This is a genomic window from Caballeronia glathei (assembly GCF_000698595.1).
In the GTDB taxonomy this organism is placed as follows: Bacteria; Pseudomonadota; Gammaproteobacteria; order Burkholderiales; family Burkholderiaceae; genus Caballeronia; species Caballeronia glathei.
The window spans coordinates 97,701-122,663 of the sequence record NZ_JFHC01000004.1; the positions used below are offsets into that span (position 1 = coordinate 97,701).

The following is a 24,963-nucleotide window of genomic DNA, read 5'->3' on the forward strand; positions in this document are numbered from 1 at the left end:
ATCCGCCGCGATTCCTCGCTGTGTCACATGTGCCTCAGGCGACGCGCCTGCCCGCCCCCCGCTCCGCTTCACCCGGCCCGGCGGCGGAAACGGCCTGATCCTTCGCATCCGGCACGACCTCCGACGCCGCGGCCGAAGCCGCCAGCAGCGCGACGGCCACACTCGGCGCGCAGGTCGCAACCCATTCCGCAAACTCGCCGTCGCGCCGGGGCAGGCCGGCGAGCATCGCGAAGTCGATGTAGCTGCGCGCGTCCTGCCGCGCGAGCGCCGCCGCGAGAAAGCGACCGCAGCCCGCGCCGACGAGCGGCGCCGTCGCGAGCGACGGATGCGCCGCGCACACGCGCGCGAGATTCGCGCCGATGGTACGCAACTGCTCGCTGCGCCACGTCTGCGCGAAACGCCGCCAGTCGGCGTCGCTCGCGTCGGCGGCGTCGCGCCCGATCATGCGTGCAAGGCGCTCCCGGCTCGCCGCTTCCGTCTTCGGGCCGTTGTCCGCGCTCGGATGCTGGTCGTGCGGCGCCCACAGTTCACCCGTCAGACGATAGACATCCGCGCTCGTCGCGAACCATTCGTTCATGACGCCGGTGGTCTCGCCGCGAAACGCGATGCGGTGCGCAATGCCGCACAGCGGCGTGCGCACGACGCCCTGATACACCAGTTCGCCGCTTGCGAGCCGCGCGGCGTCGTTCGAGCCGCGCGCGGCCACCCGGCCCTCCACGACCGGGATGATGTCCGTCGTAGTGCTGCCGATATCGACGAGCACGCACTCCGGCATGCGCGTCGCGACCCATTGCGCGGTCGCGAGCCAGTTCGCCGACGCCACCTTGCGCCAGCCGTCCGCGCAGGCGGAGCGCGCGAGCCAGCCCGCCGCCCCCGCAAAGAACAGCGTGCGCGGGCCGAGCCGCTGCGCGAGCGTGCGCGTGAGCGCGCGCACGCCCTCGGCGCGGCTGGGGAAGAGATCGACCATTTCGCCCGTCATCGTGATCGCATGGCGCGCGCCCGCCTCGCGCGCGGCAGGCCAGCGCTCGAACACGAGATCAATCGCGCGCTCGAGATGCGCGAGCCCCTGCCATAGCGGGCACGCCCACTGGGCGACATCGGCGAGCGCGCCCGAGCGTGCCGCCACCGACACCTTCACGTGCGCGCCGCCGACATCCCAGCCGAAGACCGGCGATTCGGGGGCAGTGGCGGGCGGCGAGGCAGGCGTTTGCGCGGGAGGCGCTTCGCGCCTCGCCTTCACGATGCCCCTCCGCATGCGCAATAGCGCAGCGCGGCATCGACGCGTACGCCGTGCGACGCAAGCAGCTCGGCCGCGAGATTGCGGCCAAGCCGCGCGGAGAGCCCCGCGTACGCCACCGTGAGCCGCGGATTCACCTCGATCACGACGGGCCCGCGCTGCGGGTGCCACACCAGATCGATGCCGGCGAACCCGCGCAGCCCCGGCAGCGCCGCGACGACCCGCTGCGCGAGCGCCTCGAGCGCGCGGCCCTGCACGCCGTGGCGGTCGATCTGATCGACATCCACGCCGGTGAACTCGACGATGCGCTCGTGCCGCCCGGGCGCGGCCGCGTCGGGCAGGCCGATTCGCTGGCGGTTGATGCTGACGAGTTCCGCCCCGTGCTCGCCGCAGATCAGCGAAAGGCTGAGCGGCTCGCCGTCCACCCATTCCTGCAGCACCGGATTGCGCCCCGCCGCCTCGCGCGAGTCGTATTCGGCGCAGGCGTGGCCGAAGTCGTCGTAAACGTAGGTGTCGAGGCCGCCCGCGCCGTCGTCGGGCTTGACGACCCAGCGCGTCGCCCCGGGCGATGCGTTCTCGCGCGCATCGAGCGAGGGTGTCGCGGCAATGCCGTGGGCGGCAAGGCACGCGGACGTCGCGTGCTTGCTCGATGCGGCCGCGATCGCCTCCCTGGCGCAGCCGAGCCAGCGCGCGGCGCCGACCGCCTCGTGAAGACGCAGCAGCAGGCTGTCGCATTCGGGCGCGATGATGCAGGCATAGTCGTGCTCACGCGCCGCCCGCGCGACGAACGCGGTCATCGGCTCGCCGGGCTGGGCGCGGCAGTGGACCTGCGCGGGGTCGGGCGTTTCGAAGCGCGAACTCGCGAACGTCGTCTCGACGCCGGGGAGTTCGAGCAGGTCCGCGACGAGCGCGTCACGCATCACGCGGCCCTCGACGATCAGCGCGCTCAGGTCCGCGAGACTGCCTTCGCCCGCCAGTTCCGGGTCGATGCCGCCGCCAGTGAGGTACTCGAAGACAAATATCTTGGTCAAGGGAAGTCATCCATGCAGGTGATGCCGGTTCTCGCTCTGCCCGACGGCCACGCCTTGCGCGCCGTGCGCGGCGAGCGGTCGCGCTACCGGCAGGTTCAGTCTTCTCTCTGCGCGCCGGGCGACCCGATCTTCGTCGCCGTCGCCCGCGCCCTCGTTGCCGCCACCTGCGCGCACACGCCGTTGTCGCCGGAAAGGAGCCTGGCCTCGCCACCTTCGTGACCTTCGCCGCCATCCGGCCCCGCGCGGGCAAGCGTTCGATGATCGGCGCGGGCGGCATCCGCAACAGCGCCAGTCCCGCAGCGGCGGCGTCAGGCGACGCGCCCCGCGTGACCCCGCGCTTGCGCGCTCCACGACGGGCAAATCGCCCGACCCGGCGGCCCACCCGGCGAAGACGCCTGAGCCGATGACACAATATCCGTGCCAACTGGTGCGGCGCGTCATGGCTGTAATGATTCGGCAAGGCAGTGTCGCAGCGCGTATCCGGCGGGTGACACTGTGTTACGACGCGGCGCACATACTGTGCTGCAAGGTCGGCGTTCCGACTGCGCCGCTCGCACAGCGCGGTGAATTTTCGGGTATCCGCCGTTCCTTCCCTGCATGAAGCGGCGCCGCGCGGCCGCAAAGGGCCGAACCGGCCACATTCGCGCATGCGCCGCGCAAACCGGCATGGACCTTGCTCGAGACGCGCCATGCACGATTCGTCCTCCACCCCGTCGAATGCCGGTGACGCGGGCGCCGCTCACGCGCCCGTGCCGTCCTTTTCGGGGGCCGCAACCGGGTCTCCCGCAACCACGCACGACTGGACCTGCCCGTTCTGCCCGCTGCTATGCGACGACATCTCGATCGACTTGCGCGGCGACAACACCCTCGCCGCAAGCAACACCGACTGCCCGCGGCTCGCCCGCTCGATTGCGCACTTCAGCGCAACCGCAGCGACATGCAGGCCGTCTGTCGACGGCCAGGACACCGATCTCGAGTCGGCGCTCGCGCGTGCCGGGGAGATCCTGTCCCGCGCACGGCGCCCACTCTTCGGCGGCCTCGCGACCGACGTAGCCGGCGCCCGCGCCCTGTATGAACTCGCGGCCCGGTGCGGGGCGATCCTCGATCACCTGCACGGCGACGCCCTCTTCGCATCGACGCTCGCGCTCCAGGACCGCGGCGCCTTCTTCACGACGCTCTCGGAGGTGCGCTCGCGCGCCGACCTCCTGATCGTGTTCGGCTGCCAGCCGTCCGCGCGCTACCCGCGCTTCTACGAGCGCGCGCTGCGTGGCCTCGCGCGGCCGCTCGGCGTGTGCTTCGTCGCCTGCGAAGCCGATCCGGCGGCAAGCGCGCTGCCGAACGCGAGCGTCGATTCGATCCTGCCGCAAGCCGACCCGTTCGACGTCCTCGCGGTCTGGTCCGCGCTGGCCGAAGGACGCCGCATCGAAAGCGGCAAACACGCGGAAATCGCGGACCTCGCGCAACGCGTGGCGTCGTCGAGCTACACCGTGGTCGTCTACGAGCCCGCCGCGCTTCCCGGCCCGCACGCCGCGCTGCTCGTCGAGGCGCTGAACCGCATCGTCAAGGCCGTCAACCGGACGACGCGCGCGGGCGGCCTCGCGCTCGGCGGCGACGACGGCGCGCTCACCGTGAGCCAGGCGGTGACGTGGCTCTCGGGCTTTGCGCTGCGCACGCGGGTGTCGATGCGCGCGCCGCTCGACTACGACCCGTATCGCTACCGCACGCAGACGCTCCTCGCCGGCGGCGAAGCCGACGCGCTGCTCTGGGTGGCGAGCTTCGTGCCGCAACCGCTGCCGGATGCGCTCGGCGCGGACGTGCCGGCCATCGTGCTCGGCCATCCGTCGATGGCGGGCACGCTCGGCACGCGCCGCGCGCCGACCGTGTTCATCCCCGTCGCGACGCCCGGCGTCGACAGCGGCGGGCATCTCTTTCGCATCGACGCGACGGTGGTCGCGCCTCTACGCGCCGCGCGCCACGCGCAGTTGCCGGGCGTCGCCGAAATCGCCGGGCGGCTAGCCGCCGCAAGGAGCCAGCCATGAGCCTCGCGCGGCTCGCGGGCGGGATCGTCTACGATCCCGCGAACGGCGTGAACGGCGAGCGCCGCGACCTGTATTTCCGCGACGGCCGCATGGTCGCGCACACCGGCGACGCTGCCGTCGACGAGGAATACGACGCCACCGGCATGGTCGTCATGGCGGGCGGCATCGACCTGCATTCGCACATTGGCGGCGGCAAGACGAACCTGTCGCGCCTCCTGCTGCCGGAGGACCACCGCGCCGATCCCGCCCGCGATTCCGATTCCAGCGGCAAGTACCTGCGCCTGCCCTCGTGCGGCGTGTGCACGCCCGGCACGCTCGCAACCGGCTACCGCTATGCCGAAATGGGCTACACCGCCGCGTTCGAGCCCGCGATGATGCCCTCGAACGCCCGCCACACGCATCTGGAAATGGGCGACACGCCGATCATCGATCACGGCGCCTACGTGATGCTGGGCAACGACGAGCTGTTCCTGCAGATGCTCGCCGCCCGGGACGACTTCGAGCGCCTGCGCGACTACGTCGGGTGGACGATCAACGCGAGCAAGGCGCTCGGCGTGAAGGTGGTCAATCCGGGCGGCATCTCGGCGTTCAAGTTCAACCAGCGCTCGCTCAACGTGGACGAGGCGCACGCGCACTACGGCGTCACGCCGCGCGACGTGCTGCGCACGCTGTCGCGCGCGCTGACCGAGCTGCGCGTGCCGCATCCGCTGCACGTGCACGCGAGCAATCTCGGCGTGCCGGGCAACATCGACTCGACCATCGCGACGATGGACGCCGCCGACGGCCTGCCCATCCACCTCACGCACATCCAGTTCCACAGCTACGGCACCGAGGGCCCGCGCAAGTTCTCGTCGGGCGCGCGGGCGATCGCGGAGGCGGTGAACGCGCGGCCGAACGTGTCGATCGATGTCGGGCAGATCATCTTCGGGCAGACCGTGACCGCCTCCGGCGACACGATGATGCAGTTCCGCAACGCGCCGATGGGCCGGCCGCACAAGTGGATCGTGGGCGATATCGAATGCGACGCGGGCTGCGGCGTGGTGCCGTTCCGCTACCGTGAAGAGAGCTACGTGAACGCGCTGCAATGGATCATCGGACTCGAGATCTTCCTCCTGATCGACGACCCCTGGCGCGTCTCGATGACGACCGACCACCCGAACGGCGGCCCGTTCACGAGCTATCCGCACCTCATCCGCCTCCTGATGGACAAGGCCTTTCGCAACGAGCAGCTCGCGAAGCTGCACCCGGAAGCGCAGGTGGCGAGCGCGCTGCCCGAGCTTGCGCGCGAGTTCTCGCTCTACGACATCGCGATCATCACGCGCGCCGGGCCCGCGCGGCTTCTCGGCCTCGCCGACCGCGGCCACCTCGGCGCGGGCGCGGCGGCGGACATCGCGGTGTATCGCGACGAGCCGGACCGCGAGCGGATGTTCACGTCGCCTGCGTACGTATTCAAGGACGGCCGGCTGGTCGCCCGCGACGGCACGCTCGTCGCGGCACCGGCGGGCGGCATCCATTTCGTGTCGCCGGACTACGACCGCGGCATCGAAAAGACGCTGCGCGCCTACAGCGACGCGAACCTCGCCGGCAACTTCGCGCACGCCGCCATCAGCGACGACGAAATCTGCGCCTGCTGCCGCGGCGGGCGGCTCCTGCCCGTCGCCTGCTTTCCGAACGGCTGAGCCATGCAGATCAACGGCACCCTGATCGACGACACCTTCGCGGAAGCCTTCCCGATGAAGGCGACGCGCCTCGTCATCACCGCGCACACGCCGGCCTGGGCACGCAACGCGGCGCAGTCGCTGACCGGCTTCGCGACCTCGGTGATCGACTGCGGCTGCGAGGCGGGCATCGAGCGCGAACTCGGGCGCGGCGAGACGCCCGACGGTCGGCCGGGCATCTCGGTCCTCATGTTCGCAATATCGTCGAAGGAGCTGGCGAAGCAGGTCATGCGGCGCGTCGGCCAGTGCGTGCTGACGTGCCCGACCACCGCCGTCTACAGCGGCATCGATCCGGCGGCGAGCCGCGCGCCGCTTTCCGACAACGCGCCGCTTGGCGGCGCCCTGCGCTTTTTCGGCGACGGCTGGCAGATTTCGAAGATGATCGGCGGCAAGCGCTACTGGCGCGTGCCGGTGATGGACGGCGAGTTCGTCTGCGAGGAAAGCACGGTCACGGTGAAGGCGGTCGGCGGCGGCAACCTGCTCTTTCTCGCCCGCGACCTCGACGCGGCGCTCGCCGGCGCCGAAGCGGCCGTCGCTGCGATGCACAAGCTGCCGAACGTGATTACGCCGTTTCCCGGCGGCGTGGTGCGCTCGGGCTCGAAGATCGGCTCGAAGTATGCGGGCGCGACGGCCTCGACGAACGACGCCTTCTGCCCGACGCTCGTCGGCTTGTCGAAGAAGAGCGAACTCTCGGCGGAGGTGGCCTGCGTGCTCGAAATCGTGATCGACGGCCTGACCGACGCCGACGTCGGCGCCGCCATGACCGCGGGCATCGCGGCGGCTGCCGGAATCGGGGGCGCGGCCGGCATGCTGCGGGTGTCGGCCGGGAACTACGGCGGCAAGCTCGGGCCTTACCATTTCCACCTGCGCGAACTTGCGGCGGGCATCGACGGGAGCCGCGCATGAGCACCCGCATGAGCACCATCACATTGCGCGTAAAAAGTGCGCCGGGGTTTCGCGTCGATGCGTCAAGACTGCTGCCTGCCGCCCTCGCGCCGCTCTCGGCCGACGACATCGCGCGCCTTGCGCTGCCCGCGGGCAACGAGACCTGCGCCGCCGGCGACCTGTTCGACGTGGCCCTCACCGACAGCGACACACCTGAACTCGTCATAGAAGGCGACGCGCCCTGGCTCGACCGGCTCGGCGCGCAGCTCGCCGCCGGGCGGCTCGAAGTGCGCGGCGCGGCCGGCGACTACGCGGGCTTCGGCATGAGCGGCGGCGAACTGCATATCGAAGGCGACACCGGGCGCTTCACCGGCTGCGAAATGAGCGGCGGCCGCATCACGGTTGCGGGCAACGCGGGCGATTTCGCCGCGGGCGCGCTGCCCGGCGACATGGAAGGCATGACGGGCGGCACGCTCACGATCCGCGGCAATGCCGGCGCGCGGCTCGCGGACCGCATGCGGCGCGGGCTCGTGATCGTCGGCGGCGACGCGGGCGACTTCGCGGCATCGCGGATCGTTGCGGGAACGGTGTGCATCGCGGGGCGGCCCGGGGCGCATTACGCTTATGGTATGAGGCGCGGCACGCTGCTGCTCATGCAGGCACCGGACCGCGTGCCGCCCACGTTCACCGAGGGCGGCCACGGCTTCGATGTTTTCTGGTCGCTGCTCGCCCGCTCGCTTGCGCGCGAGATCGCGCCGTTCGCCACGCTCGATGCGGGGGCGCCGCCGCGCCGGTACACGGGCGACCTCGCCGTGGACGGACGAGGGGAATTGCTGATCGCGCAACGGTAGCGGTGCGATGAAAATGAACAGGCGTCAGATTTAAGGATACCCTTCAAAAGGAGCCTGACATGAATGCTGCGCAATCGCCTGGCGCGACCCGTGACCAACGGGCACCGGATGCGGGCGGCGAGCGCTTCGCCCGGCCGCTGATCGCGCTGCACTGGTTGATTGCGCTTTGCATCATTGCCATGCTCGGCATCGGCCTTTATATGGTCGGGCTGCCGAAGGGCCTGCCTTTCAAGGCGACCGTGATCAACTTCCACAAGTCGCTCGGGATGACGATTTTCCTGCTGGTGCTGATCCGCATCATGGTACGCATCGCTTATGGCCGACCGCCTCTGCCGCCGATGGGAGCGTGGCAACGCGCCGCCGCGAGCACCACGCAGGCTCTTTTATACGTGGCAATGGTCGGGATGCCGCTGACCGGTTATCTCGGTTCGTCGTTCAACACTTACGGTACGCGGTTCTGGGGCATCCTGCTGCCCAAGTGGGGCTGGGACGATGCGCGGCTGCGGCATATTTTCTTCACCGTGCACGAGGTGATCGCATGGACGATGATTGCGCTCATCGCGCTGCATGTTGCAGGGGCGCTCAAGCATCAGTTTGTCGATCGGGATGGGTTGATCGGGAGGATCTGGCCTTAGACGGGTCGCTGGCGCTTGGACGGGGTGTTTACACCGTTTGATGCACACAGGCTCCTATGAAACTTGTTTTTTCTTTGGTCTATTAGCTCGCCCCTGTGCGGGGCAGCAGTCACTTTCTTTGCTGCCGCAAAGAAAGTAACCAAAGAAAGCAGCTTTTTTTAGGTAAGCGGTGTTAGGACGTGACCACGTTTGACTCTTTCAGAGTGGTCCGACCGCAGGAGTGTCCACCTCGGTCCGTCGAGCGGACAGGTCCGCGGACCCACTGCGCCCCCGCACCCTCGAACGAAGTGGTAAGGCAGTCATTCATCCGTCTTCGCTTCGCTCTGACGACAGGTGCAATCGGTGGCGCGTTGCTAAACGCGAGACTGGAGCGAAGCGCTGATTTGTGATGTGCCCGACGTCCGAGCGCAGCGAGGAGGGAGCGGAACGAAGTGCTTACCGCTTCGTTGGAGGGTGCGTTGTCTCACTGGGTCCGCGGGCCAAGCCGGGTGGTTTTGTGGGGGTGACACTTAGGGGCTGTGCCAGATTGGTGGGTGGGATCAAAAGGAATTGCGGGCGAAACGGCTGCTTTCTTTGGTTACTTTCTTTGCAGCAGCAAAGAAAGTGACTGCCGCCCCGCACAGGGGCGAGCTAATAGACCGCGAACCAAGCAAATTTCATAGAGGCCGAAGCGCATCAAACGGTGTAGAACCCCGAACCCCAAGCGCCAGCGGCCAAATAGTAGACCGATAGGAAATCAGGTTCACAGGAAGCGCAAAAACATCAAACGGTGTAAACGTAAACCCAACAAAGACCTGTCCGCGGAAGCAATGAAATGAAGATCAAGGTACTCGGTTCGTCGGCTGGCGGAGGCTTCCCGCAGTGGAACTGCAACTGCCGCAATTGCGATGGTGTCCGCCGCGGCACGCTCAAGGCCACACCACGCACGCAATCCTCGATCGCGGTCAGCGACAACGGCACCGACTGGCTCCTCGTGAACGCGTCCCCCGACATTCTCGCGCAGATCGCCGCGACCCCCGAATTGCAACCGGCACGGCGCGCGCGCGACAGCGGCATCGCCGCCGTGCTCACGATGGACGCGCAGATCGATCACGTCACCGGCCTCCTGATGCTGCGCGAGCGCGACACGCCGCTGCCACTTCATGTCACCGATTCCGTGTGGCAAGACCTGTCGACAGGCTTCCCCGTCACGTCGATCCTCTCGCACTACTGCGGCATCGAACGCCATCGCATCGCACTCGACGGCAACGCACTCACGGTGCCCGCGCTGCCTCGCGTGCGCATCGACGCGCTGCCGCTCGCGAGCAAGGCGCCGCCCTATTCGCCGCACCGCGAGGCACCCGAGCGCGGCGACAACATCGGCCTGGTTTTCACGGATGCGGCCTCGGGCAAGCGCGCATTCTATGCGCCGGGTCTCGGCGCGATCGAGCCGCACGTGTACGAAGCCATGTCGGACGCGGACCTGATCCTCGTCGACGGCACGCTCTGGACCGACGACGAAATGATCCGCCTCGGGCTCTCGAAGAAAACGGGCGCCGACATGGGGCATCTCGCGCAGACGGGCGCGGGCGGCATGATCGAAGTGCTCGACTCGATCGACCGCCCGAACGTGCGCAAGGTGCTCATCCATATCAACAACACGAATCCGATCCTCGTCGAGGACGGCCCCGAACGGCGCTTGCTGGCGGAACACGGCATCGAGGTCGCAAGCGACGGCATGGCATTCGAACTATGAACGGAGACCCATCGATGACGAACGCGACGGACAACGCGAAACCCGCCTGGAACCGCGAGGAGTTCGAGGAACAACTGCGCGCAAAGGGCACCGCGTACCACATCCATCATCCGTTCAACGTGAAGATGAACAGCGGCGGCTGCTCGCGCGAGCAGATCCGCGGCTGGGTCGCGAACCGCTTCTACTACCAGATCAACATTCCGCTGAAGGACGGCGCGATCCTCTCCAACTGTCCCGATCGCGCGACGCGCCGCCGCTGGGTGCTGCGCATCCTCGATCACGACGGCTATGGCGACCAGGAGGGCGGTATCGAAGCGTGGGCGCGGCTCGGCGACGCGGTCGGCCTCACGCGCGACGAACTGTGGTCGCTGAAACTCGTGACGCCGGGCGTGCGCTTCGCGGTCGACGCATACGTGAACTTCGCGCGCCGCGCGCCGTGGCAGGAAGCCGTGTGCTCCTCGCTCACCGAGATGTTCGCGCCACAGGTTCACAAGGACCGCCTCGCGAGCTGGCCCGAGCACTATGCGTGGATCGAGCCCGAAGGCCTCGCGTATTTCCGCTCGCGCATCACGCTTGCGCAGCGCGATGTCGAGCACGGCCTCGAAGTGACGCTCGAACATTTCAGGCGGCGCGACGAGCAGGAGCGCGCGCTGGAGATTCTGCAGTTCAAGCTCGACATCCTCTGGACCATGCTCGATTCGATAGAAAAGGCCTTTCCCCAATGACCGAGAGCGCCATGAACGAAAACGAAGCGCATCGCCCGAAGCTGAGAAAGCTGTTTCGCCTGCAATGGGAACCGGCTCAGGACGCGCACGTCCTGCTGTATCCCGAGGGCATGGTGAAGCTGAACCAGAGCGCGGCGCAGATTCTCCTGCGCTGCGACGGCACGCGCGAGTTGCCCGCGATCGTCGCCGACCTCGAGCAGGCGTTCAACGCGACGGGGCTCGATGCCGACGTGCGCGCGTTCATCGCCGGCGCGCAATCGCGCGGCTGGCTGGAGTAACAGCATGACCGATCTCTCCCAACCCGTTGCCGCAGCAGAATCCGAAGCACAGCCGGCCGGCGTCGCGCCGCCGCTGTGGCTGCTCGCGGAACTGACCTACCGCTGCCCGCTGCATTGCGTGTTCTGTTACAACCCGGTGAACTACACGGATCACAGCAGCGAGCTCGACACCGCGCAATGGATCGACGTGCTGCGCGAGGCGCGCGCGCTCGGCGCGGCGCAGCTCGGCTTTTCGGGCGGCGAGCCGCTTTTGCGCGACGACCTCGAAGTGCTCGTGTCCGAAGCGCGCAAGCTCGGGTTCTATACGAACCTCATCACTTCGGGGATCGGTCTCACCGACAAGCGGCTCGACGCGCTGAAGGACGCGGGGCTCGACCATATCCAGCTGTCGTTTCAGGACTCGACGCAGGAGCTCAACGATTTCCTCTCCAGCACGCGCACGTTCGAACTGAAGAAGCGCGTCGCCGAGGCGATCAAGGCGCACGGCTTTCCGATGGTGCTCAACTGCGTGCTGCATCGCTACAACCTGCCGCACGTCGACAAGATCATCGACATGGCGCTCGCGATGGGCGCCGAGTACCTCGAACTCGCCAACACGCAGTATTACGGCTGGGCGCACACGAACCGCGCGCAGCTGATGCCCACCGCCGAACAGCTGAAGGAAGCCGAAGCGGTCGTCGAGCGCTACCGGCGCGAGATCGGCGAGCGGTGCAGGATCTTCTTCGTCGTGCCCGACTACTTCGAGCGCCGGCCGAAGCGCTGCATGAACGGCTGGGGATCGGTGTTTCTCGGCATCGCGCCCGACGGCGCCGCGCTGCCGTGCCACACGGCGCGCTCGCTGCCGGGCCTCACGTTTCCGAACGTGCGAGACATATCGCTGCGCGAGATCTGGTACGAAAGCGATGCGTTCAACCGCTTTCGCGGCTTCGACTGGATGAAGGAGCCGTGCCGCAGTTGCGACGAAAAGACGATCGATCTGGGCGGCTGCCGCTGCCAGGCGTATCTGCTGACACAAGACCCGGCGAATGCGGACCCGGTTTGCGACAAGTCACCGCATCACGAAAGCGTGATCCGCGTCGTGCGCGCCGCCGCGGCACGCGAGGCGAACGAGCAGCCCGTCCTCTTCCGCAACGACGCGAATTCACGGCGCCTCGCGGCCACGCACGACGACGACGACCCCACGCAAGGAACGCGCAAATGACGACCGCCAACATCTCCGTGCTGCTCGTGGACGATCACGCCGTGGTGCGCGAAGGCTACCGGCGCCTGCTCGAACTGAGCCCCGACGTGCGCGTCGCGGGCGAAGCCGCCGACGCCGCACAGGCCTATCAGCGCTTCTGCGCATTGCAGCCGGACGTCGTTGTGATGGATCTGGCGCTGCCGGGCGCAAGCGGCATCGAGGCGATGCGCAGGATGCTCGCGCGCGAGCCGGACGCGAGCGTGCTGATCTTCAGCGTGCACGAGGAGGCGATCTTCGTGCGCCGCGCGCTCGATGCCGGCGCGCGCGGCTACGTGACGAAGGCGAGCGCCCCCGATGTGCTCGTCGAAGCAGTGCGGTCGGTCGCGCGGCGCGTGTGCTATCTGAGCGCGGACATCTCGCAGGCGCTCGCGCTGCGCGCCGCGTTTCAGGAAGGCCCGCCCGGACGGCAGCTGTCGCCGCGTGAATTCGAGGTGCTGCGCCTGCTCGTGCAGGGCTACACGCTGCCGAGCATCGCGGAGAAGCTCGGCCTGAGCCAGAAGACGGTGGCGAACCATCAGTCGGTGATCCGGCAGAAGTTCGGCGCCGACAACGGCGTGCAGCTCGCGCAGATGGCCAACCGCCTCGGGCTTCATTTCTCCGATCTCTCCGGCAACGGCGCGTCGTCCTCGTTCGGCTCGCTCGGCTCCGGCAGCCCTGCCTGAACCGGCACGCGCGCGCAGAACAGAAAGCCGCCGCCCGGCTGGCTCGCGATGTGGAACTCGCCGCCGAGCGCTTCCACGCGCTCGCGCATGCCGATGAGGCCGAGCCCCGCGCGCGGCTTCGACAGATCCGTGCCGGGACCGTCATCGGCCATCGTGACGACGATCTCGCCTGAGCGCGCCGCGTCGCCCGGCGCGCGCACGAGGTAGATCTCCACGCGCGAGCTGCGCGCGAACTTCGATACGTTCGTGAGCCCTTCCTGCACCAGCCGGTAGAGCGTGATGTTGAGCGTGTCGGCGAGGCGCGAGAAGTCGCCGTCGACAGTCAGCGTGAAGCTCGCCTGCGGCAGACGCTCGCGCCAGCTTTCCACGCAATGCTCGAGCGCGGTGGGCAGCCCGAATTCGTCGAGGCCGATCGGGCGCAGCCGCCGGATCATGTCGCCGATCTGCCGGTACACGTGGCTCGCGCTCTGCATCAGCGAAAGCGCAAGCCGATGAGTTTCCGGCTCGCGCCCCGCGGACAGGTCGCGGATGCGTCCCGCATCGAGCGAGATCGCATTCAGGTACTGGCCGAGTTCGTCGTGCAGTTCGCGCGCGAGATGCCGGCGCTCGGTCTCCTGCGCATTCATGCCCTCGCTCGCGAGCCGCCGGTTGTCGGCGAGGAGCCGCTCGGCTTCCTCTTCCAGCGCGCGGCGGTGCTGCAACTCCCGCTGCGATTCCCGATAGCGCCGCCATGCGAACCACGCGCAACCGGTGGCAAGCACGAAGAGCGTCGCCGGCAGTTCGTCGAGCTGGAAGCGCTCGGCGCTGCGCGTCCAGTGATAGGCGAACTCGCTGAAGTCGAACGTCGCGAAGAGCGCGCCCGCGAGTACGGTGATCACGACTACGCAGGCGAGGTCGCGCCGCACTGTCGAGTGCGGCGAACGGGCCCTTGCTGGCGACGGCAAAAAGTTGGATGGCATCACGAACCGATTTTACGCATGTGTCTCGCTTTCGTCGTGCTTACAAGAGCCCATTTGGGAAGGCTTCCCAGCGCGATCGGGAGAACCTCCCGGGGTCGCCCGCAACCTCCTGTGCGACGCTTTCAATCAGGGCTCTTGCAACACACAGGCCCCATACAACAATAACAGGAGACGACGATGCAGAGCATGCCGCGCAAACCATCGGGCGCGCATCCGTTCAAACCCCGAGCCTTGTTCCGGCTGTGCTGCGGCAGCGCGCTCGCGAGCCTCACCGCCACCGCCTGGGCGCAGGCCGAGCCTGCTCAGGCGGCGAGCGCAACGGAAGCGGCGGCCACCGAACTGCCGTCGATCATCGTGGTCGGCACGACGCCGCTTCTCGGTATCGGCACGCCACTCGAGAAGGTGCCGGCCAACGTGCAGACGATCCGCGGACGGGAGATCGAGCAGCAGCACGCGCCCACGATCACCGGCTATCTGGCGAACAACGCAGTGAGCGTCGACACGAACGACGCGCAGGGCAACTCCTCGCAGACCGACATCAACTATCGCGGCTTCACCGCCTCGCCGCTCCTCGGCACGCCGCAGGGGCTCTCCGTTTTCCTCGACGGCGTGCGCGTGAACGAGCCCTTCGGCGACGTGGTGAACTGGGACCTGATTCCGCAGGCGGCGATCAGCACGATCCAATTGATCCCCGGTTCCAATCCGACCTTCGGCCTCAACACGCTTGGCGGCGCGGTCGTCGTCGCGACGAAGAACGGCCGCAGCAATCCCGGCGGCAACGCCGAGGTCAGCGCCGGCTCGTGGGGCCGCAAGACGGCGCAGGTCGAACAGGGCGGCACGATCGGCAGCAACCTCGACTACTACTTCACGGCCAACGTGACGAACGACAACGGCTGGGCCGACCACAATTCGAGCCGCCTGCGCCAGGCATTCGGCAAGCTGCGCTACACCGACGCCGACACCACGATCTCGCTTTCGATGGGTGGCGCCGACAACACGCTCAACGGCTCGCAGACCATCCCGAGCTCGTTTCTCGACAACCGCAAGCAGGCGTACACGTATCCGGACACGAACCAGAACCAGGTCGGCTACCTGACCCTCTCGGGCGATCACTACTTCACGCCGAACATCGAGCTGAGCGGCAACGTGTACTACCGGCATTACCGCAACAAGAACACGAGCAGCAACGTGAACGACGAGTTCGGCACCGTCGAGGACGACGGCGACATCGATACGGTGCAGGCCACCAACGACCAGTCCGTGATCGTCACCGACAGCTATGGCGCGAGCCTCCAGCTGACGCTGCTCGGCAAGCTGCTCGGACGCGACAACCAGCTCGTGATCGGCGCGGCCGGCGACTTCGCCAACTCGCACTTCACGCAGGCGTCGCAGGAGGCGTTCTTCACCGACTCGCGCGCGACGGTGGGCATCGGCGCCTTCGAGCCTCAGACCGATGCGAAGACGCGCAACGAGAACTACGGCATCTACTTCGAAAACACGTTGTCGTTCAACGAGCAGTGGTCGATGACGCTCGCCGGCCGCTACAACTGGGCGAAGGCCGTGATCGGCGACGAGAGCGGCGTGCAGCCGCTTCTCGACGGCAACCACACCTTCTCGCGCTTCAATCCGGCGATCGGCTTCAACTGGAACCCGACGCCCGCCTTCACGGCCTACGCCACCTACAACGAGGGGATGCGCTCGCCGACCGCCATCGAACTCGCGTGCGCCGACCCGGCGGCGCCCTGCTCGCTGCCGAACGACTTCATCGCGGACCCGGACCTGAAGCCCGTGATCTCGAAGACGTTCGAAGTAGGCGCACGCGGGCGCGTCGGCAACTCCACGACATGGAGCGCCGCCGCCTACAGCACGACGCTCACCGACGACATCCAGTTCGTCAGCAGCCAGGGCGCGGCGAGCACGCTCGGCTACTTCCAGAACGTCGGCAAGACGCGCAGGCAGGGGTTCGAACTCGCCGGGCGCACGCAATACGGCCCGCTCGGCGTCGCTGCGAGCTACAGCTACGTGAACGCGACATACCGCTCGACGTGGACCGAGAGCAGCGCGAGCAACTCGAGCGCGGACGCGGACGGCAACATCACCGTGCATTCCGGCGACCGCATTCCGGGCATTCCGGCGAACACGGTCAAGGTGCGCCTCGACTACGCGGCGACGCCAAAGTGGAACATCGGCACGAACCTGACGTACCGGAGCAGCATCTTTGCCCGCGGCGACGAAGACAACCAGGACGACAACGGCAAGATCCCCGGCTACTTCCTGATCGACCTCGACACCACGTACAACGTGACGAAGCAGCTTCAGGTGTTCGCCACCATCAGGAACCTGCTGAACAAGAAGTACTCGACGTTCGGCATTCTCGGCGAGAACTTCTTCAACGGGCCGAATCACACGTTCAACGGCGCGGCTCCCGTCGACGAGCAGTTTCTGGGTCTGGGCGCGCCGCGCGGAGCGTGGGTAGGCGTGCGGTACGCGTGGAAGTAGCGGGACGGCGCGATGGTGCGATGAGGCCTTCGAAGCGAAGGCCCCCCGCGGTGCAGTCAGTAGCGTCGTTACGGTCAGCGCGCGCCGATCGATCCCGCGCTCGGCGGATAGGTCACGATGCCCCACGCGAGCGGCAAGTCGCCGATCTGCTTGATCGTCTGGTAGTTCGAGGCGTCGAGCACATAGACGGCGTTCGAGCGGCCGCACGCGAGCAACAGCTTCGAGCCGTCGGGCGTGAAGCTGAAGTGCCAGCAGCGCTGGCCGACGGGCACGTCGCTCACGTGCTCGTAGGTCGCGGCATCGAAGACTTGCAGTGTCTTGTCGCGCGAGGCCGCAACCAGCAGCCGCTTGCCGGTCGGATCGAACGCGATGCCATAGGGGCCCGTCTTCGTGTCGACGGTCTTCACCGTCTTCAGGGTGCCGCCGTCGAGCACGACGAACTTGTTCGCGTTCTCGAGCGTGACGACGTACTGCTTGCCGTCGGGCGAGACCTTGATGCCGCGCGGCCGCGACCCCTTCTCCAGCTTCACCGAGCGCACCGGCTTGCCCGTGCCCACGCGGTACACCGACACCGTATCGTCGCCCTCGTTGGTCACGAGCACGAGCTTGCCGTCCGGGGAGAACTCGACGCCTTCCGTCTCCTTCCCGCTCTTCACCGAGTGGATCACCTTGAGCGTCTTCAGGTCGACGATCGCAATCTCCGCAGGCGGCGCGTTCGGGTCCTCCTCTTCTTCCTGCTGTCCCGGCGGGCCGCCGGTTTCGCCCGGCTCGTAGGTCACGTACGCGTAGCCGCGATGCACGCGCACGAACTCCGGGTTCTTGCCGATCTTCGCCCGCCGCACGACCTTGCCGGTTGCGGTGTCGATTTCGGAGAGATCGGCGGTGCCCTTGTTCGCGACGAGCAGCCGCGTGCCGTCGGCGTTCAGGCTCAGGCCGCGCGGCCCGTCCTTGCCAAGCGGTATCGTTTTGACGAGCGTCATCTGGTCGAGGTCGATCACGCCGACGCCCGCTGTTTCGCTCGTCACGTAGGCGGTCGGCGCGGCGGCGTGCGCGGCGCCCGCGCCGAGCGCCGCCGTCAGCGCCGACAAGAGCGCGAGCCGCGCGGCCGTAGGTCTGCAATGCATGGTCGTCTCCAGCGTATTGTTCTCGGTCCTGATACTCCGTTCCGGGTTGCGATGCCCGGCGGGGAGCCGCGTGTTTCCCGGGACAATCGTGCCCCGACAGTCAACTTAGCCCATCAGGCGTTTGCTTGACAATGGAAGACGGCGGGAGAATTTCCCGAATTGGGGATGGGCGTCCAATTCAGACGCGGCTGCTGCGTTGCAGCACGCGGCGCGGGGCGCCATCTGCACGTAGCCTTTACTGGGTCGCAGCGGCGTCGGCGGCCACGAGGTCGACGAGCGAGCTCACGCCGCGGCGCCACGACTGGTCCGTGTTGCCGCGTATGTCGACGGAGCGTTGAAAGAGCGTCCTGCCGGTGCCGACGTCCTCGATGCGCAGGTTGATGTTGAGGATCAGATTGCTGATCTTCTGCACCCAGCACACGCCGACGCGCTCGACGCCCAGTTCGCGGCCGACCTGGCGCTCGCAGCCGTTGCACGCGTTCATGTCCTGCGTGGCCTGAAGCCGCGCGATCAGGCCTTGCGCGGGCGCCGTATCCGCGACACGAAAGAGCTGGCGCGTGCGCAACTGGCCGCGAAGTTCATCGCTGATCATGCCGGCGCGCGCGTTCTGGATGCGCGTCAGGTCGGCATCGTTGTAGGCGGCGTTATCGTCGATCAGCGTGCAGTCCACGACCGCGATCGACGTGTGCGGCGCGTGTCCGTGTGTTTGTGGCTGCGTTTGTTGCTGCGTCTGCGCGTGCACGCCGGCCGCCGCGAGGCAGACAGCAATGCCGCCGACGAACCCGGCAAACAGCCGGCGCTTCGCGATGCGTGTCGTCAGCATGGGCATGCCGTGTCCTTGTGGGTATGGGGCGCTTCGATGCGCGATCGCCTGCTCTGGACTGACAGCCGCTTGCGCCGCGTGGTTCCCTGACCCATGCGGCGTCATGGCGCCGGGGATGCCGGGGATGCATCAGCGTTAGCGCCGCAGAGCTCGCTGCGCGCGGCGTCGCGCGACACCGCCACGCAGAGCGACCGGTAGCTTTGCTGCAGCAGCAACTCGATGTGCCCCCACTCCGACTCCGACATCGCGTCGTGCTCGGCGCGCGCATCACGAATGAGCATGGCGTGCGCGCGCAGGCGCCCGTGCGCGAGCGTCGCCTCCACCGGCACGAGGTACACCGCCGATGCGGCCTCGGCGCACGCGCGGGCGAGCGTGTCCGCCGAATGGCGCTCGTGCTCGCGATGCACGACCCACCACGCGAGTTCGAGCGTCGCGGCGCGATCCGCGTCGAACTTCGGCGCGACCGTGTTGCGGATCATGCGGAAATACGTGCGCAGTTCGGGCAGCGCACGTTCGTAGTCGCTGCGTGATTTGCCGTCCTTGAATGTGAACGCCGCCGACGCCGCAAAATACGCACCCACGTACGAACGCAGGAACGGAAACCCGTACTGCGTGCGCAGCGTCTGGGCAAGGTCCGAGAAGAGCGCCAGCGGCTGGTGGTCGTAATACGAACGCCACATGCCTGCTTCGAGCGTGCCCATCGCGACGGGATCGAACCGGGACGCGTCGCGCTTCAACGGCCAGAAGATATCCGCGGCGGCGTAGGCGACAAGCAGGATGGCCACCAGAACCGCACGCCGCCAGCGCGCGGCTCTGCGTGGCGATGCATCGCTGCGCCCGGCGCCGCTTCCCCTGTTGGCGGTGTTCATGTCGGATGCCCGCGAAAGACGCCTTGTCAACGGCCAGGCCGCACACAACCAATGCCGGCCCCCCGGCTCACTTCAGTCCTCCGATGATGCGCGCCATTTCCTCCTCGCCGAACGCGCGCATGGTGGTCGTGCGAACATTGCCCTGCTGCGCGAGCATCAGCCCCATCCGTGTGACGGTTTCGTCGTCGGGCGCTTCGAGCGTCACGACGAGATCGTAGGTCCCGAGTGTCCATTTCACGCTGCTGACCGTGACGCCCATCGCCTGCGCCGCCTCGGCGAACGCCTTTGCCCGCTTGATCGTGTCCTTCGCGTTGCGCACGCCCTGATCCGTCCAGTTCACCAACTCGATGTACGTAGCCATCCTGTCCTCGTCTCTGGTAGACCTGATCCGTGCCATCGTCGCATGTTGCACGGGGGAAACCGCACTGCTGCGCCACATCCGCATGCGATCGGACCCAGCACCGTTCCTGGCTCGGCAGACTTAAAGTATAGGAAGCGGGCCTGCCGCGCGCTCCGGGATTCTCGCTCATGCTGCGGCGCGGCGCATGTACTGTTTCTGGTCAAGGGCTGGCGCGTCATGCCGGAGGTGGATCGTGCCGATGAGGGAATACCGTTTCTCGACTGTCTGGTGCATCGAGGCGCCCGTCCACGACGTCTGGGACGCGATCCATGATTCGGCGCGCTGGCCCGAGTGGTGGAAAAGCGTCGAGCGTGTGGTCGAACTGGATAGCGGCGACGGCGACGGCCTAGGCGCAGTCGTCCGATACATCTGGAAAGGCGTGCTGCCGTATCGCGTCGTTCTGGACATGCGCATCACGCGCATCGAACCACTGAAAACGCTGGAGGGCGTCGCGAGCGGGATGGTGGAAGGCATCGGGCGCTGGCATTTCTCGGCGCTCGGCGGCGCCACGGAAGTGCGCTACGACTGGCACGTGCGCACGACCCGGCCCTGGATGAACCTGCTCGCGCCCGTCGCGCGCCCGGTGTTCCGCTGGAATCACGATTCGGTCATGCGCGCAGGCGGCCTCGGACTCGCGCGCCTGCTCAATGCGCGGCTCATCCGCAGCGAGCATCGCTAGCGGCGGCGCGCGCTCCAGACGTCAGACGTGCCCTTGCGAGGAAACGATGCGGTCCGTGCGTCCGGTTGTGCTCGCATTGTGCTCGCGTCGCGCTTGGGCAATGCCTCGACATGTGCCCGTCACACTCCATTGCGTGCGCCCTGTGACCTTGCGCGAAGACGCGCACGAAGTCGTGTGGGCATTCGGCGCATGCGCAGCGACCGGCAGTGTGAAACAGAGCACGCCGCCGGAACGCGCCACGCTTTCTTTCGCGGCAAGTGTTGCGCAGCGAGCGCACAAGCGCATCGCGGCAGCGACGCGCGATGGATTCGAAGCCTCAACAGGAGTAACGTTGAATCACGGACAAACTCTCCGCAGCCGCGCGCGAGCGCGTGCGGCGATCGCCCGTCACGCGTTCGACACAGGCGTTGGATCCGCAAAAATCGACACGAAAGGAGGCCGCTATGCCCGACGAACCCGCTCAATGGCACGTGTTCGAATATGAAGGCTTCGAGATCCACGTGCTGCCGCAACTGAAGCCGATTCCGGAACATGCGCCGCCGCGCGCGAGCGACCAGTACGTGTATGTCGGACACGTCTGCCGTCACGGCGCGGATGCCGGCGCGCCGGGCGAAGCCGTGCACTTCCACGCCGACGGCGACGACGCATTCAGGACCGCCGCCGACGCCGTGCAGGATGCCCGGCATATCGGACGCAGCATCATCGACGGCACGCATCCGGATCTTTCCGTGCTGCCGCTCGTTTCGCACCATCATCCCGAATGACGGACGGGCCGACACTCGAAGGCCTCTCGGCCGTCACGTTCTCGACGCACGACATGGCCCGCGCCGTGCGCTTCTATCGAGCGCTCGGCTTCCCGCTGCTGTACGGCGGCGAGAGCGAAGCGTTCACATCATTCGCGCTCGGCGGCTCGTACCTCAACCTCACCACGGAAACACACGGACCGATCGCGTGGTGGGGCCGCGTGGTGATCTACGTTTCGGACGTCGACGCGATGTACCGCAAGGCACTTGCGGCGGGCATCGCGCCATCGTCCGAGCCGCGCGATGCCCCCTGGAACGAACGCTACTTTCACGTCAGCGATCCGGACGGACACGAACTGAGCTTTGCCCGACCGCTTGCCTGAATGCACTCTCCTCGACCTCTTGAAGAAAGGCATCCGAAGCCTCGCGCGCATCGGCACGAGTTTCGCTTGGTTCTCGTTGCCGGCTTCTGTCTCGCAGCGAGTTCAATCATATGAACGTTGGCGTACAGACCCGTAACGCACCAGCGCCGATGCTTGGAACACGCGATGCAAAACGTGCCCTTGCATCCGGGACGAATCCCGCTGCTACCGAAATTGCTGCTGTTGCTATTTCGCAAAGAATGTGCAGCAGGCGGATTCCAGGCGTAGAGTTAAAGTGCTTTCTCAGGATTTTGGTGCGGCACGGCAGGTGGTTCATGCATCGGATGCGGCGCTACGTCGCAGGTGCACGAACTGGTGTGATGGAGAGCAGAAATGAAAAGCACGAATGAGCGGTCCCTTCGTTACCAGGTCGAAAAATGGCTGGCACCGGGTTCCGCAGCGCCGATCCATGTCACCGAGTTCAGTCGTACCCGCAGCGGTCGCAGGCGATATGTGTGCGTTTCGACTTCACAGGGAGCAGATTCCCGCGCGCTCTTTTTCTTCCGTCACGATGACGGCTTCTGGTGTGTATTTCCGCCCGCTCCCGACAGCGCGAGAATGCCCGGCCGGCGGCTTGCCGCATAGCTTCCGGCGCGTCACTGCCACGTCATTTCGAGGTCGGCATCGATCAAAAGCGCAGGCCGTTAAGGAACTGGAACCACAACGTGCCGAGATGATGAGGGGCCGCAGACGCTGATTCGTCGGGCTCCGGGCGCTTCGATCCTTCCTGCACCGTCTCTCCCTTGTCCTCATCCGCGTGCTTCGCCGCTTCCGCCTGACGTGACGCGTGCAGCGCGATCGCGCTGTCGGCGATGTGGCGTGCGGTAGGTTCATCGCACTGCTGTCCGAGCAGCACGCCGAAAACTACATCGCGGTTGTAGCCTTGGGTGGCAAAACGCATCGCGAGTGCGACCCGCTCCACATACAGCGTCTCTGCCGCGGCACGCGCGGCTCCCTCGCGCTCGGCCCGCTCCGCTTCTTCCTGCTTCCTGCGCGCTTCCCAGCGGCGCATCTCCTCGGCAAAGATGGAATCGTAGACATGCCGCTGCGCCGGGTCCGACAGGATGGCGTAGGCCTCCTTGATCTCAAGGAACGCGGCGCGTGCGGCCTCTTCCCGCCCGGCATTGCGGTCCGGGTGGCATCGCATCGCAGCCTTGCGGTAGGCGCGCTTGATTTCTTCGTCGGTGGCGTGCTCGTGCACGCCGAGCGTTTCGTATAGCGTTGCCATCGTGCATTCAGTCCGTATGGGCCAGTCGGTGTTGGCGTCGCGGTCCATCGTAACATGCGAAAAATGCGCTTCTGCGACACGGCCGCGCGATGACGTTTGCCGGCGCGGCGGCATGGCATGACACCTAGCGCCCCGTGATGCCGCGCACTCCTTCGCGCCCGAGCAGATCGAACACCACGCGCGCGGCGCGCAGATAGCGGCCGATGTGCACCCTGATGTTGACGACGGCGATCACGAACAGCACCGCGGTCACGACCAGATAGTCCCGCCCGCCGGGCAGCACCCCGAAGTGCGAATGCGCGAGCGCCACCGCAAGCCACACCACCGCAGGCAGATGCAGCCCCCAGTGCCGTTGAGCGAAATGCCAGGCAAGCCGTCGCACGGCCTGCTGCGCGTCGCGGTCCAGACCGGCCAGTTCGGGGCGGCTGCCCGTTCGGAAATGCATTGCGGCGTCCTCGTCGTCGTTGCGGCCAGCATAGCGGAACGTACGGCCGGTGTATTCAAGAAACCGTCACACTCCGGGCCGCCCTGATGTGGCAAAATCAGGCGATATGCCCGATCTGTTGGCATTTGCATTCGTTTACGGAAACAACACATGTCACTCTCGATTGCCGACATCCGGCATCTTTTCGACCAGTTCGGCGCCCGTGCCTACAGCGGCGAGCCCGTCACGCAACTTCAACACGCGCTGCAGGCGGCGACGCTCGCACAGGACTCGGGCGCGCATCCGGAACTCGTGGCGGCGTCACTGCTGCACGACCTCGGGCATCTGCTGAACCAGCAGGGAGAGACGCCGACCGCGCGCGGCATCGATGATCTGCATCAGTACTACGCCCTTCCGTTCCTGCGGCCGCTGCTCACGGATGCCGTACTGGAGCCGATTCGCCTGCACGTCGACGCCAAGCGCTGCCTGTGCGCGATCGACCCGGACTACCACGCGACGCTGTCGCCGGATTCGGTGCGAAGCCTGCGGCTTCAGGGCGGCGTCTTCAGCGATGAGGCCGCGCAGGCGTTCCTCGCGAAGCCGCATGCCGAAGACGCGCTCGCATTGCGCCGATGGGACGACCAGGCGAAGGTCGCCGGGCGCGTCACTCCTTCGCTCGACCATTTTCTCGGCGTCGTGGCGAGCGTCGCAGTAGCGGGCGCCGCGTGAAGCGCGCTACTCGATTGCGAGCGCCTTGTGCGCCTCGCCCTGGAATTCCGTCGGCGTGACGCCGGTCTGTTTGCGGAAGTAGCGGCTGAAGTACGCGATATCCGAGAAACCCAGCCCATGCGCGATCTGCTTGATCGACATGCCCGAATAGACCAGATCGCGCTGCGCCTCGCGCACGAGATGCTCGTTCACGATCGCAAGCGGCGAACTCGAAAGTTCCTCGCGACAGATCCGCCCGAGCTGCGCCACCGTCATGCCGAGCTTCTGCGCATAGAACTCGACCGGCTGATGCTCGCGAAAGTGAGCAGCCACGAGATTGCGAAATTGCCTGATCTGCAGCGCGCGGCGCTCGGTGCTCGCCACCGCGGGCGCGCTCGCGCGCTCGCTCAACCGCGCGACATGAACGAAAAGTGCAACGAGCAGCGACATGCCCGCTGCGATGTGCCCGCGGTCGCTCATGCGGAATTCCTTTTCGAGCAGGCCGAATAGCGGCATCAGCGCGTTGTCCTCGACCGCCTGCGCCGTCAGGGGAATCACGGCCGCGCGCTGCAGCACGGGGATGAGCCCGGGCGATACGACGCTCGATATCGATTCGAGCGAACGCTGCGCCGCCGTGATGACGAGGCCGTCGACGTCCGGCGAAAAGACGAAGCCATGCACCGTCTGCGCGGGCAGCAGGACGATGCAGGGCGGCTCGATCTGCGTCTTCGTGTTCTCGATCACGACCTGCCCGCTGCCGCTGCAGATGTACAAAAACTGCAACAGCGCGTCGTGCCTGTGCGCGTCGATGTGCCAGTCGTTCGGACGGCTGCGCTCGGGAATCCACTCGAAGTTGAACGCGTCGTACCACGGCGGGCGCGCGGATTCTCCATACAGGCTGTAGTTAGGGATTCTCCTCATGTCCTCTGCCCTCCTGCGTACAAATTGTCCTGTTGTCTGCGGTCTTTGTCCAATTTTTCGCATGACCCCGTCGATATACTTTTTTCACATCGAAGGCCGCCAGAGACCTTCGCATCGACGCAGATCAG

General features: G+C 66.9%; 27 protein-coding genes. 17 read left to right on the forward strand and 10 right to left on the reverse strand.

The window, feature by feature from the left end; all coding sequences use genetic code 11:
* Nucleotides 1-34 precede the first annotated feature (34 nt).
* Both BG61_RS04890 and BG61_RS04895 read right to left on the reverse strand, forming a co-directional pair.
* Nucleotides 35-1,240 (reverse strand): hydantoinase/oxoprolinase family protein, encoded by a 1,206-nt coding sequence (locus BG61_RS04890; protein WP_051672293.1) that lies wholly within the window; start codon nt 1,238-1,240, stop codon nt 35-37.
* Nucleotides 1,237-2,268 carry an ATP-grasp domain-containing protein gene (locus BG61_RS04895; protein WP_035927048.1) on the reverse strand — a complete coding sequence of 344 codons (1,032 nt, stop codon included), beginning with the start codon at nt 2,266-2,268 and terminating at the stop codon, nt 1,237-1,239. The genes BG61_RS04890 and BG61_RS04895 overlap by 4 nt, the downstream gene beginning before the upstream one ends.
* 12 nt (nt 2,269-2,280) lie before the next feature.
* On the opposite strand from BG61_RS04895, the gene BG61_RS04900 reads away from it, so the two are divergent.
* From BG61_RS04900 to BG61_RS04950, 11 genes are all read left to right on the forward strand, one after another.
* Nucleotides 2,281-2,487, forward strand: a complete 207-nt coding sequence (locus BG61_RS04900) for a hypothetical protein (RefSeq protein WP_035927050.1) — start codon at nt 2,281-2,283, stop codon at nt 2,485-2,487.
* 470 nt (nt 2,488-2,957) lie between these two features.
* Nucleotides 2,958-4,307, forward strand: a complete 1,350-nt coding sequence (locus BG61_RS04905) for a molybdopterin-binding domain-containing protein (RefSeq protein WP_035927053.1) — start codon at nt 2,958-2,960, stop codon at nt 4,305-4,307.
* Nucleotides 4,304-5,986 carry a formylmethanofuran dehydrogenase subunit A gene (locus tag BG61_RS04910; RefSeq protein ID WP_035927055.1) on the forward strand — a complete coding sequence of 561 codons (1,683 nt, stop codon included), beginning with the start codon at nt 4,304-4,306 and terminating at the stop codon, nt 5,984-5,986. The genes BG61_RS04905 and BG61_RS04910 overlap by 4 nt, the downstream gene beginning before the upstream one ends.
* Nucleotides 5,987-5,989: 3 nt before the next feature.
* Nucleotides 5,990-6,931 carry a formylmethanofuran--tetrahydromethanopterin N-formyltransferase gene (gene fhcD / locus BG61_RS04915; protein ID WP_035927058.1) on the forward strand — a complete coding sequence of 314 codons (942 nt, stop codon included), beginning with the start codon at nt 5,990-5,992 and terminating at the stop codon, nt 6,929-6,931.
* Nucleotides 6,932-6,939: 8 nt separating this feature from the next.
* Nucleotides 6,940-7,761 (forward strand): formylmethanofuran dehydrogenase subunit C, encoded by an 822-nt coding sequence (locus tag BG61_RS04920; RefSeq protein ID WP_035927226.1) that lies wholly within the window; start codon nt 6,940-6,942, stop codon nt 7,759-7,761.
* 59 nt (nt 7,762-7,820) lie between these two features.
* Nucleotides 7,821-8,396: a cytochrome b gene (locus BG61_RS04925; RefSeq protein ID WP_035927060.1), complete on the forward strand. Its 576-nt coding sequence runs from the start codon at nt 7,821-7,823 to the stop codon at nt 8,394-8,396.
* Between the two features lie 814 nt (nt 8,397-9,210).
* Nucleotides 9,211-10,131: a pyrroloquinoline quinone biosynthesis protein PqqB gene (pqqB, locus tag BG61_RS04930; RefSeq protein WP_035927062.1), complete on the forward strand. Its 921-nt coding sequence runs from the start codon at nt 9,211-9,213 to the stop codon at nt 10,129-10,131.
* Between the two features lie 14 nt (nt 10,132-10,145).
* On the forward strand, nt 10,146-10,856 hold the full coding sequence (gene pqqC, locus BG61_RS04935; RefSeq protein WP_129572054.1) for a pyrroloquinoline-quinone synthase PqqC: 711 nt from the start codon (nt 10,146-10,148) through the stop codon (nt 10,854-10,856).
* 11 nt (nt 10,857-10,867) lie between these two features.
* On the forward strand, nt 10,868-11,134 hold the full coding sequence (pqqD, locus tag BG61_RS04940) for a pyrroloquinoline quinone biosynthesis peptide chaperone PqqD (RefSeq protein ID WP_035927228.1): 267 nt from the start codon (nt 10,868-10,870) through the stop codon (nt 11,132-11,134).
* Between the two features lie 4 nt (nt 11,135-11,138).
* Nucleotides 11,139-12,335: a pyrroloquinoline quinone biosynthesis protein PqqE gene (gene pqqE / locus BG61_RS04945; RefSeq protein ID WP_035927067.1), complete on the forward strand. Its 1,197-nt coding sequence runs from the start codon at nt 11,139-11,141 to the stop codon at nt 12,333-12,335.
* Nucleotides 12,332-13,036, forward strand: a complete 705-nt coding sequence (locus BG61_RS04950; RefSeq protein WP_035927070.1) for a response regulator — start codon at nt 12,332-12,334, stop codon at nt 13,034-13,036. Before pqqE ends, BG61_RS04950 begins: the two co-directional genes overlap by 4 nt.
* Here the strand turns inward: BG61_RS04950 and BG61_RS04955 are convergent.
* The gene (locus BG61_RS04955) at nt 12,964-13,995 is read right to left on the reverse strand and encodes a sensor histidine kinase (protein WP_035927072.1); all 1,032 of its coding nucleotides are present in this window, start codon (nt 13,993-13,995) and stop codon (nt 12,964-12,966) included. The two genes, BG61_RS04950 and BG61_RS04955, sit on opposite strands and share 73 nt — an antisense overlap.
* Before the next feature lie 177 nt (nt 13,996-14,172).
* Here BG61_RS04955 and BG61_RS04960 point away from each other — a divergent pair, with 177 nt between their 5' ends.
* Nucleotides 14,173-16,494, forward strand: coding sequence for a TonB-dependent receptor (locus tag BG61_RS04960; protein WP_051672283.1), 2,322 nt, complete (start codon nt 14,173-14,175; stop codon nt 16,492-16,494).
* A 74-nt stretch (nt 16,495-16,568) separates the two neighbouring features.
* Here BG61_RS04960 and BG61_RS04965 read toward each other — a convergent pair whose 3' ends face one another.
* From BG61_RS04965 to BG61_RS04980, 4 genes are all read right to left on the reverse strand, one after another.
* The gene (locus BG61_RS04965; RefSeq protein WP_035927075.1) at nt 16,569-17,618 is read right to left on the reverse strand and encodes a YVTN family beta-propeller repeat protein; all 1,050 of its coding nucleotides are present in this window, start codon (nt 17,616-17,618) and stop codon (nt 16,569-16,571) included.
* Between the two features lie 235 nt (nt 17,619-17,853).
* Nucleotides 17,854-18,441, reverse strand: coding sequence for a DUF3280 domain-containing protein (locus tag BG61_RS04970; protein WP_075584113.1), 588 nt, complete (start codon nt 18,439-18,441; stop codon nt 17,854-17,856).
* A 101-nt stretch (nt 18,442-18,542) separates the two neighbouring features.
* A complete protein-coding gene (locus BG61_RS04975; protein ID WP_063740957.1) occupies nt 18,543-19,310 on the reverse strand; it encodes a hypothetical protein in 768 nt (255 codons plus the stop codon).
* Nucleotides 19,311-19,377: 67 nt separating this feature from the next.
* Complete coding sequence (locus BG61_RS04980) at nt 19,378-19,671, reverse strand: GYD domain-containing protein (protein WP_035927079.1); 294 nt, start codon at nt 19,669-19,671, stop codon at nt 19,378-19,380.
* Between the two features lie 238 nt (nt 19,672-19,909).
* On the opposite strand from BG61_RS04980, the gene BG61_RS04985 reads away from it, so the two are divergent.
* The 4 genes from BG61_RS04985 (at nt 19,910) to BG61_RS43875 (ending at nt 22,139) form a co-directional block, all read left to right on the forward strand.
* Complete coding sequence (locus tag BG61_RS04985) at nt 19,910-20,389, forward strand: SRPBCC family protein (protein ID WP_035927082.1); 480 nt, start codon at nt 19,910-19,912, stop codon at nt 20,387-20,389.
* A gap of 443 nt (nt 20,390-20,832) precedes the next feature.
* On the forward strand, nt 20,833-21,153 hold the full coding sequence (locus BG61_RS04990) for a hypothetical protein (RefSeq protein ID WP_035927085.1): 321 nt from the start codon (nt 20,833-20,835) through the stop codon (nt 21,151-21,153).
* A complete protein-coding gene (locus tag BG61_RS04995; protein ID WP_035927088.1) occupies nt 21,150-21,515 on the forward strand; it encodes a VOC family protein in 366 nt (121 codons plus the stop codon). The genes BG61_RS04990 and BG61_RS04995 overlap by 4 nt, the downstream gene beginning before the upstream one ends.
* A gap of 372 nt (nt 21,516-21,887) precedes the next feature.
* Nucleotides 21,888-22,139, forward strand: a complete 252-nt coding sequence (locus BG61_RS43875) for a hypothetical protein (RefSeq protein WP_075584114.1) — start codon at nt 21,888-21,890, stop codon at nt 22,137-22,139.
* A 43-nt stretch (nt 22,140-22,182) separates the two neighbouring features.
* Here the strand turns inward: BG61_RS43875 and BG61_RS05000 are convergent, their stop codons facing one another.
* Complete coding sequence (locus tag BG61_RS05000) at nt 22,183-22,782, reverse strand: J domain-containing protein (protein ID WP_035927239.1); 600 nt, start codon at nt 22,780-22,782, stop codon at nt 22,183-22,185.
* A gap of 124 nt (nt 22,783-22,906) precedes the next feature.
* On the reverse strand, nt 22,907-23,227 hold the full coding sequence (locus BG61_RS05005) for a hypothetical protein (RefSeq protein WP_035927091.1): 321 nt from the start codon (nt 23,225-23,227) through the stop codon (nt 22,907-22,909).
* 150 nt (nt 23,228-23,377) lie between these two features.
* On the opposite strand from BG61_RS05005, the gene BG61_RS05010 reads away from it, so the two are divergent.
* Nucleotides 23,378-23,935 (forward strand): phosphonate degradation HD-domain oxygenase, encoded by a 558-nt coding sequence (locus BG61_RS05010; RefSeq protein ID WP_035927094.1) that lies wholly within the window; start codon nt 23,378-23,380, stop codon nt 23,933-23,935.
* A 6-nt stretch (nt 23,936-23,941) separates the two neighbouring features.
* Here the strand turns inward: BG61_RS05010 and BG61_RS05015 are convergent, their stop codons facing one another.
* On the reverse strand, nt 23,942-24,835 hold the full coding sequence (locus BG61_RS05015) for a helix-turn-helix domain-containing protein (protein ID WP_035927096.1): 894 nt from the start codon (nt 24,833-24,835) through the stop codon (nt 23,942-23,944).
* Nucleotides 24,836-24,963 lie beyond the last annotated feature (128 nt).

Excerpts from the sequence above, each read along its gene's own strand:
- BG61_RS05005 (WP_035927091.1), bottom strand. The coding sequence starts at position 23,227 with ATGCATTTCCGAACGGGCAGCCGCCCCGAACTGGCCGGTCTGGACCGC.
- pqqB (WP_035927062.1), top strand. The coding sequence starts at position 9,211 with ATGAAGATCAAGGTACTCGGTTCGTCGGCTGGCGGAGGCTTCCCGCAG.
- fhcD (WP_035927058.1), top strand. The coding sequence starts at position 5,990 with ATGCAGATCAACGGCACCCTGATCGACGACACCTTCGCGGAAGCCTTC.
- pqqD (WP_035927228.1), top strand. The coding sequence starts at position 10,868 with ATGAACGAAAACGAAGCGCATCGCCCGAAGCTGAGAAAGCTGTTTCGC.
- BG61_RS43875 (WP_075584114.1), top strand. The coding sequence starts at position 21,888 with ATGAAAAGCACGAATGAGCGGTCCCTTCGTTACCAGGTCGAAAAATGG.
- BG61_RS04975 (WP_063740957.1), bottom strand. The coding sequence starts at position 19,310 with ATGAACACCGCCAACAGGGGAAGCGGCGCCGGGCGCAGCGATGCATCG.
- BG61_RS04960 (WP_051672283.1), top strand. The coding sequence starts at position 14,173 with ATGCAGAGCATGCCGCGCAAACCATCGGGCGCGCATCCGTTCAAACCC.
- BG61_RS05010 (WP_035927094.1), top strand. The coding sequence starts at position 23,378 with ATGTCACTCTCGATTGCCGACATCCGGCATCTTTTCGACCAGTTCGGC.
- BG61_RS04965 (WP_035927075.1), bottom strand. The coding sequence starts at position 17,618 with ATGCATTGCAGACCTACGGCCGCGCGGCTCGCGCTCTTGTCGGCGCTG.
- BG61_RS04950 (WP_035927070.1), top strand. The coding sequence starts at position 12,332 with ATGACGACCGCCAACATCTCCGTGCTGCTCGTGGACGATCACGCCGTG.
- BG61_RS04955 (WP_035927072.1), bottom strand. The coding sequence starts at position 13,995 with ATGCCATCCAACTTTTTGCCGTCGCCAGCAAGGGCCCGTTCGCCGCAC.
- BG61_RS04925 (WP_035927060.1), top strand. The coding sequence starts at position 7,821 with ATGAATGCTGCGCAATCGCCTGGCGCGACCCGTGACCAACGGGCACCG.
- BG61_RS04970 (WP_075584113.1), bottom strand. The coding sequence starts at position 18,441 with ATGCTGACGACACGCATCGCGAAGCGCCGGCTGTTTGCCGGGTTCGTC.
- BG61_RS04990 (WP_035927085.1), top strand. The coding sequence starts at position 20,833 with ATGCCCGACGAACCCGCTCAATGGCACGTGTTCGAATATGAAGGCTTC.
- BG61_RS04980 (WP_035927079.1), bottom strand. The coding sequence starts at position 19,671 with ATGGCTACGTACATCGAGTTGGTGAACTGGACGGATCAGGGCGTGCGC.
- BG61_RS04900 (WP_035927050.1), top strand. The coding sequence starts at position 2,281 with ATGCAGGTGATGCCGGTTCTCGCTCTGCCCGACGGCCACGCCTTGCGC.
- pqqE (WP_035927067.1), top strand. The coding sequence starts at position 11,139 with ATGACCGATCTCTCCCAACCCGTTGCCGCAGCAGAATCCGAAGCACAG.
- BG61_RS05015 (WP_035927096.1), bottom strand. The coding sequence starts at position 24,835 with ATGAGGAGAATCCCTAACTACAGCCTGTATGGAGAATCCGCGCGCCCG.
- BG61_RS04920 (WP_035927226.1), top strand. The coding sequence starts at position 6,940 with ATGAGCACCATCACATTGCGCGTAAAAAGTGCGCCGGGGTTTCGCGTC.
- pqqC (WP_129572054.1), top strand. The coding sequence starts at position 10,146 with ATGACGAACGCGACGGACAACGCGAAACCCGCCTGGAACCGCGAGGAG.
- BG61_RS04910 (WP_035927055.1), top strand. The coding sequence starts at position 4,304 with ATGAGCCTCGCGCGGCTCGCGGGCGGGATCGTCTACGATCCCGCGAAC.
- BG61_RS04995 (WP_035927088.1), top strand. The coding sequence starts at position 21,150 with ATGACGGACGGGCCGACACTCGAAGGCCTCTCGGCCGTCACGTTCTCG.
- BG61_RS05000 (WP_035927239.1), bottom strand. The coding sequence starts at position 22,782 with ATGGCAACGCTATACGAAACGCTCGGCGTGCACGAGCACGCCACCGAC.
- BG61_RS04905 (WP_035927053.1), top strand. The coding sequence starts at position 2,958 with ATGCACGATTCGTCCTCCACCCCGTCGAATGCCGGTGACGCGGGCGCC.
- BG61_RS04985 (WP_035927082.1), top strand. The coding sequence starts at position 19,910 with ATGAGGGAATACCGTTTCTCGACTGTCTGGTGCATCGAGGCGCCCGTC.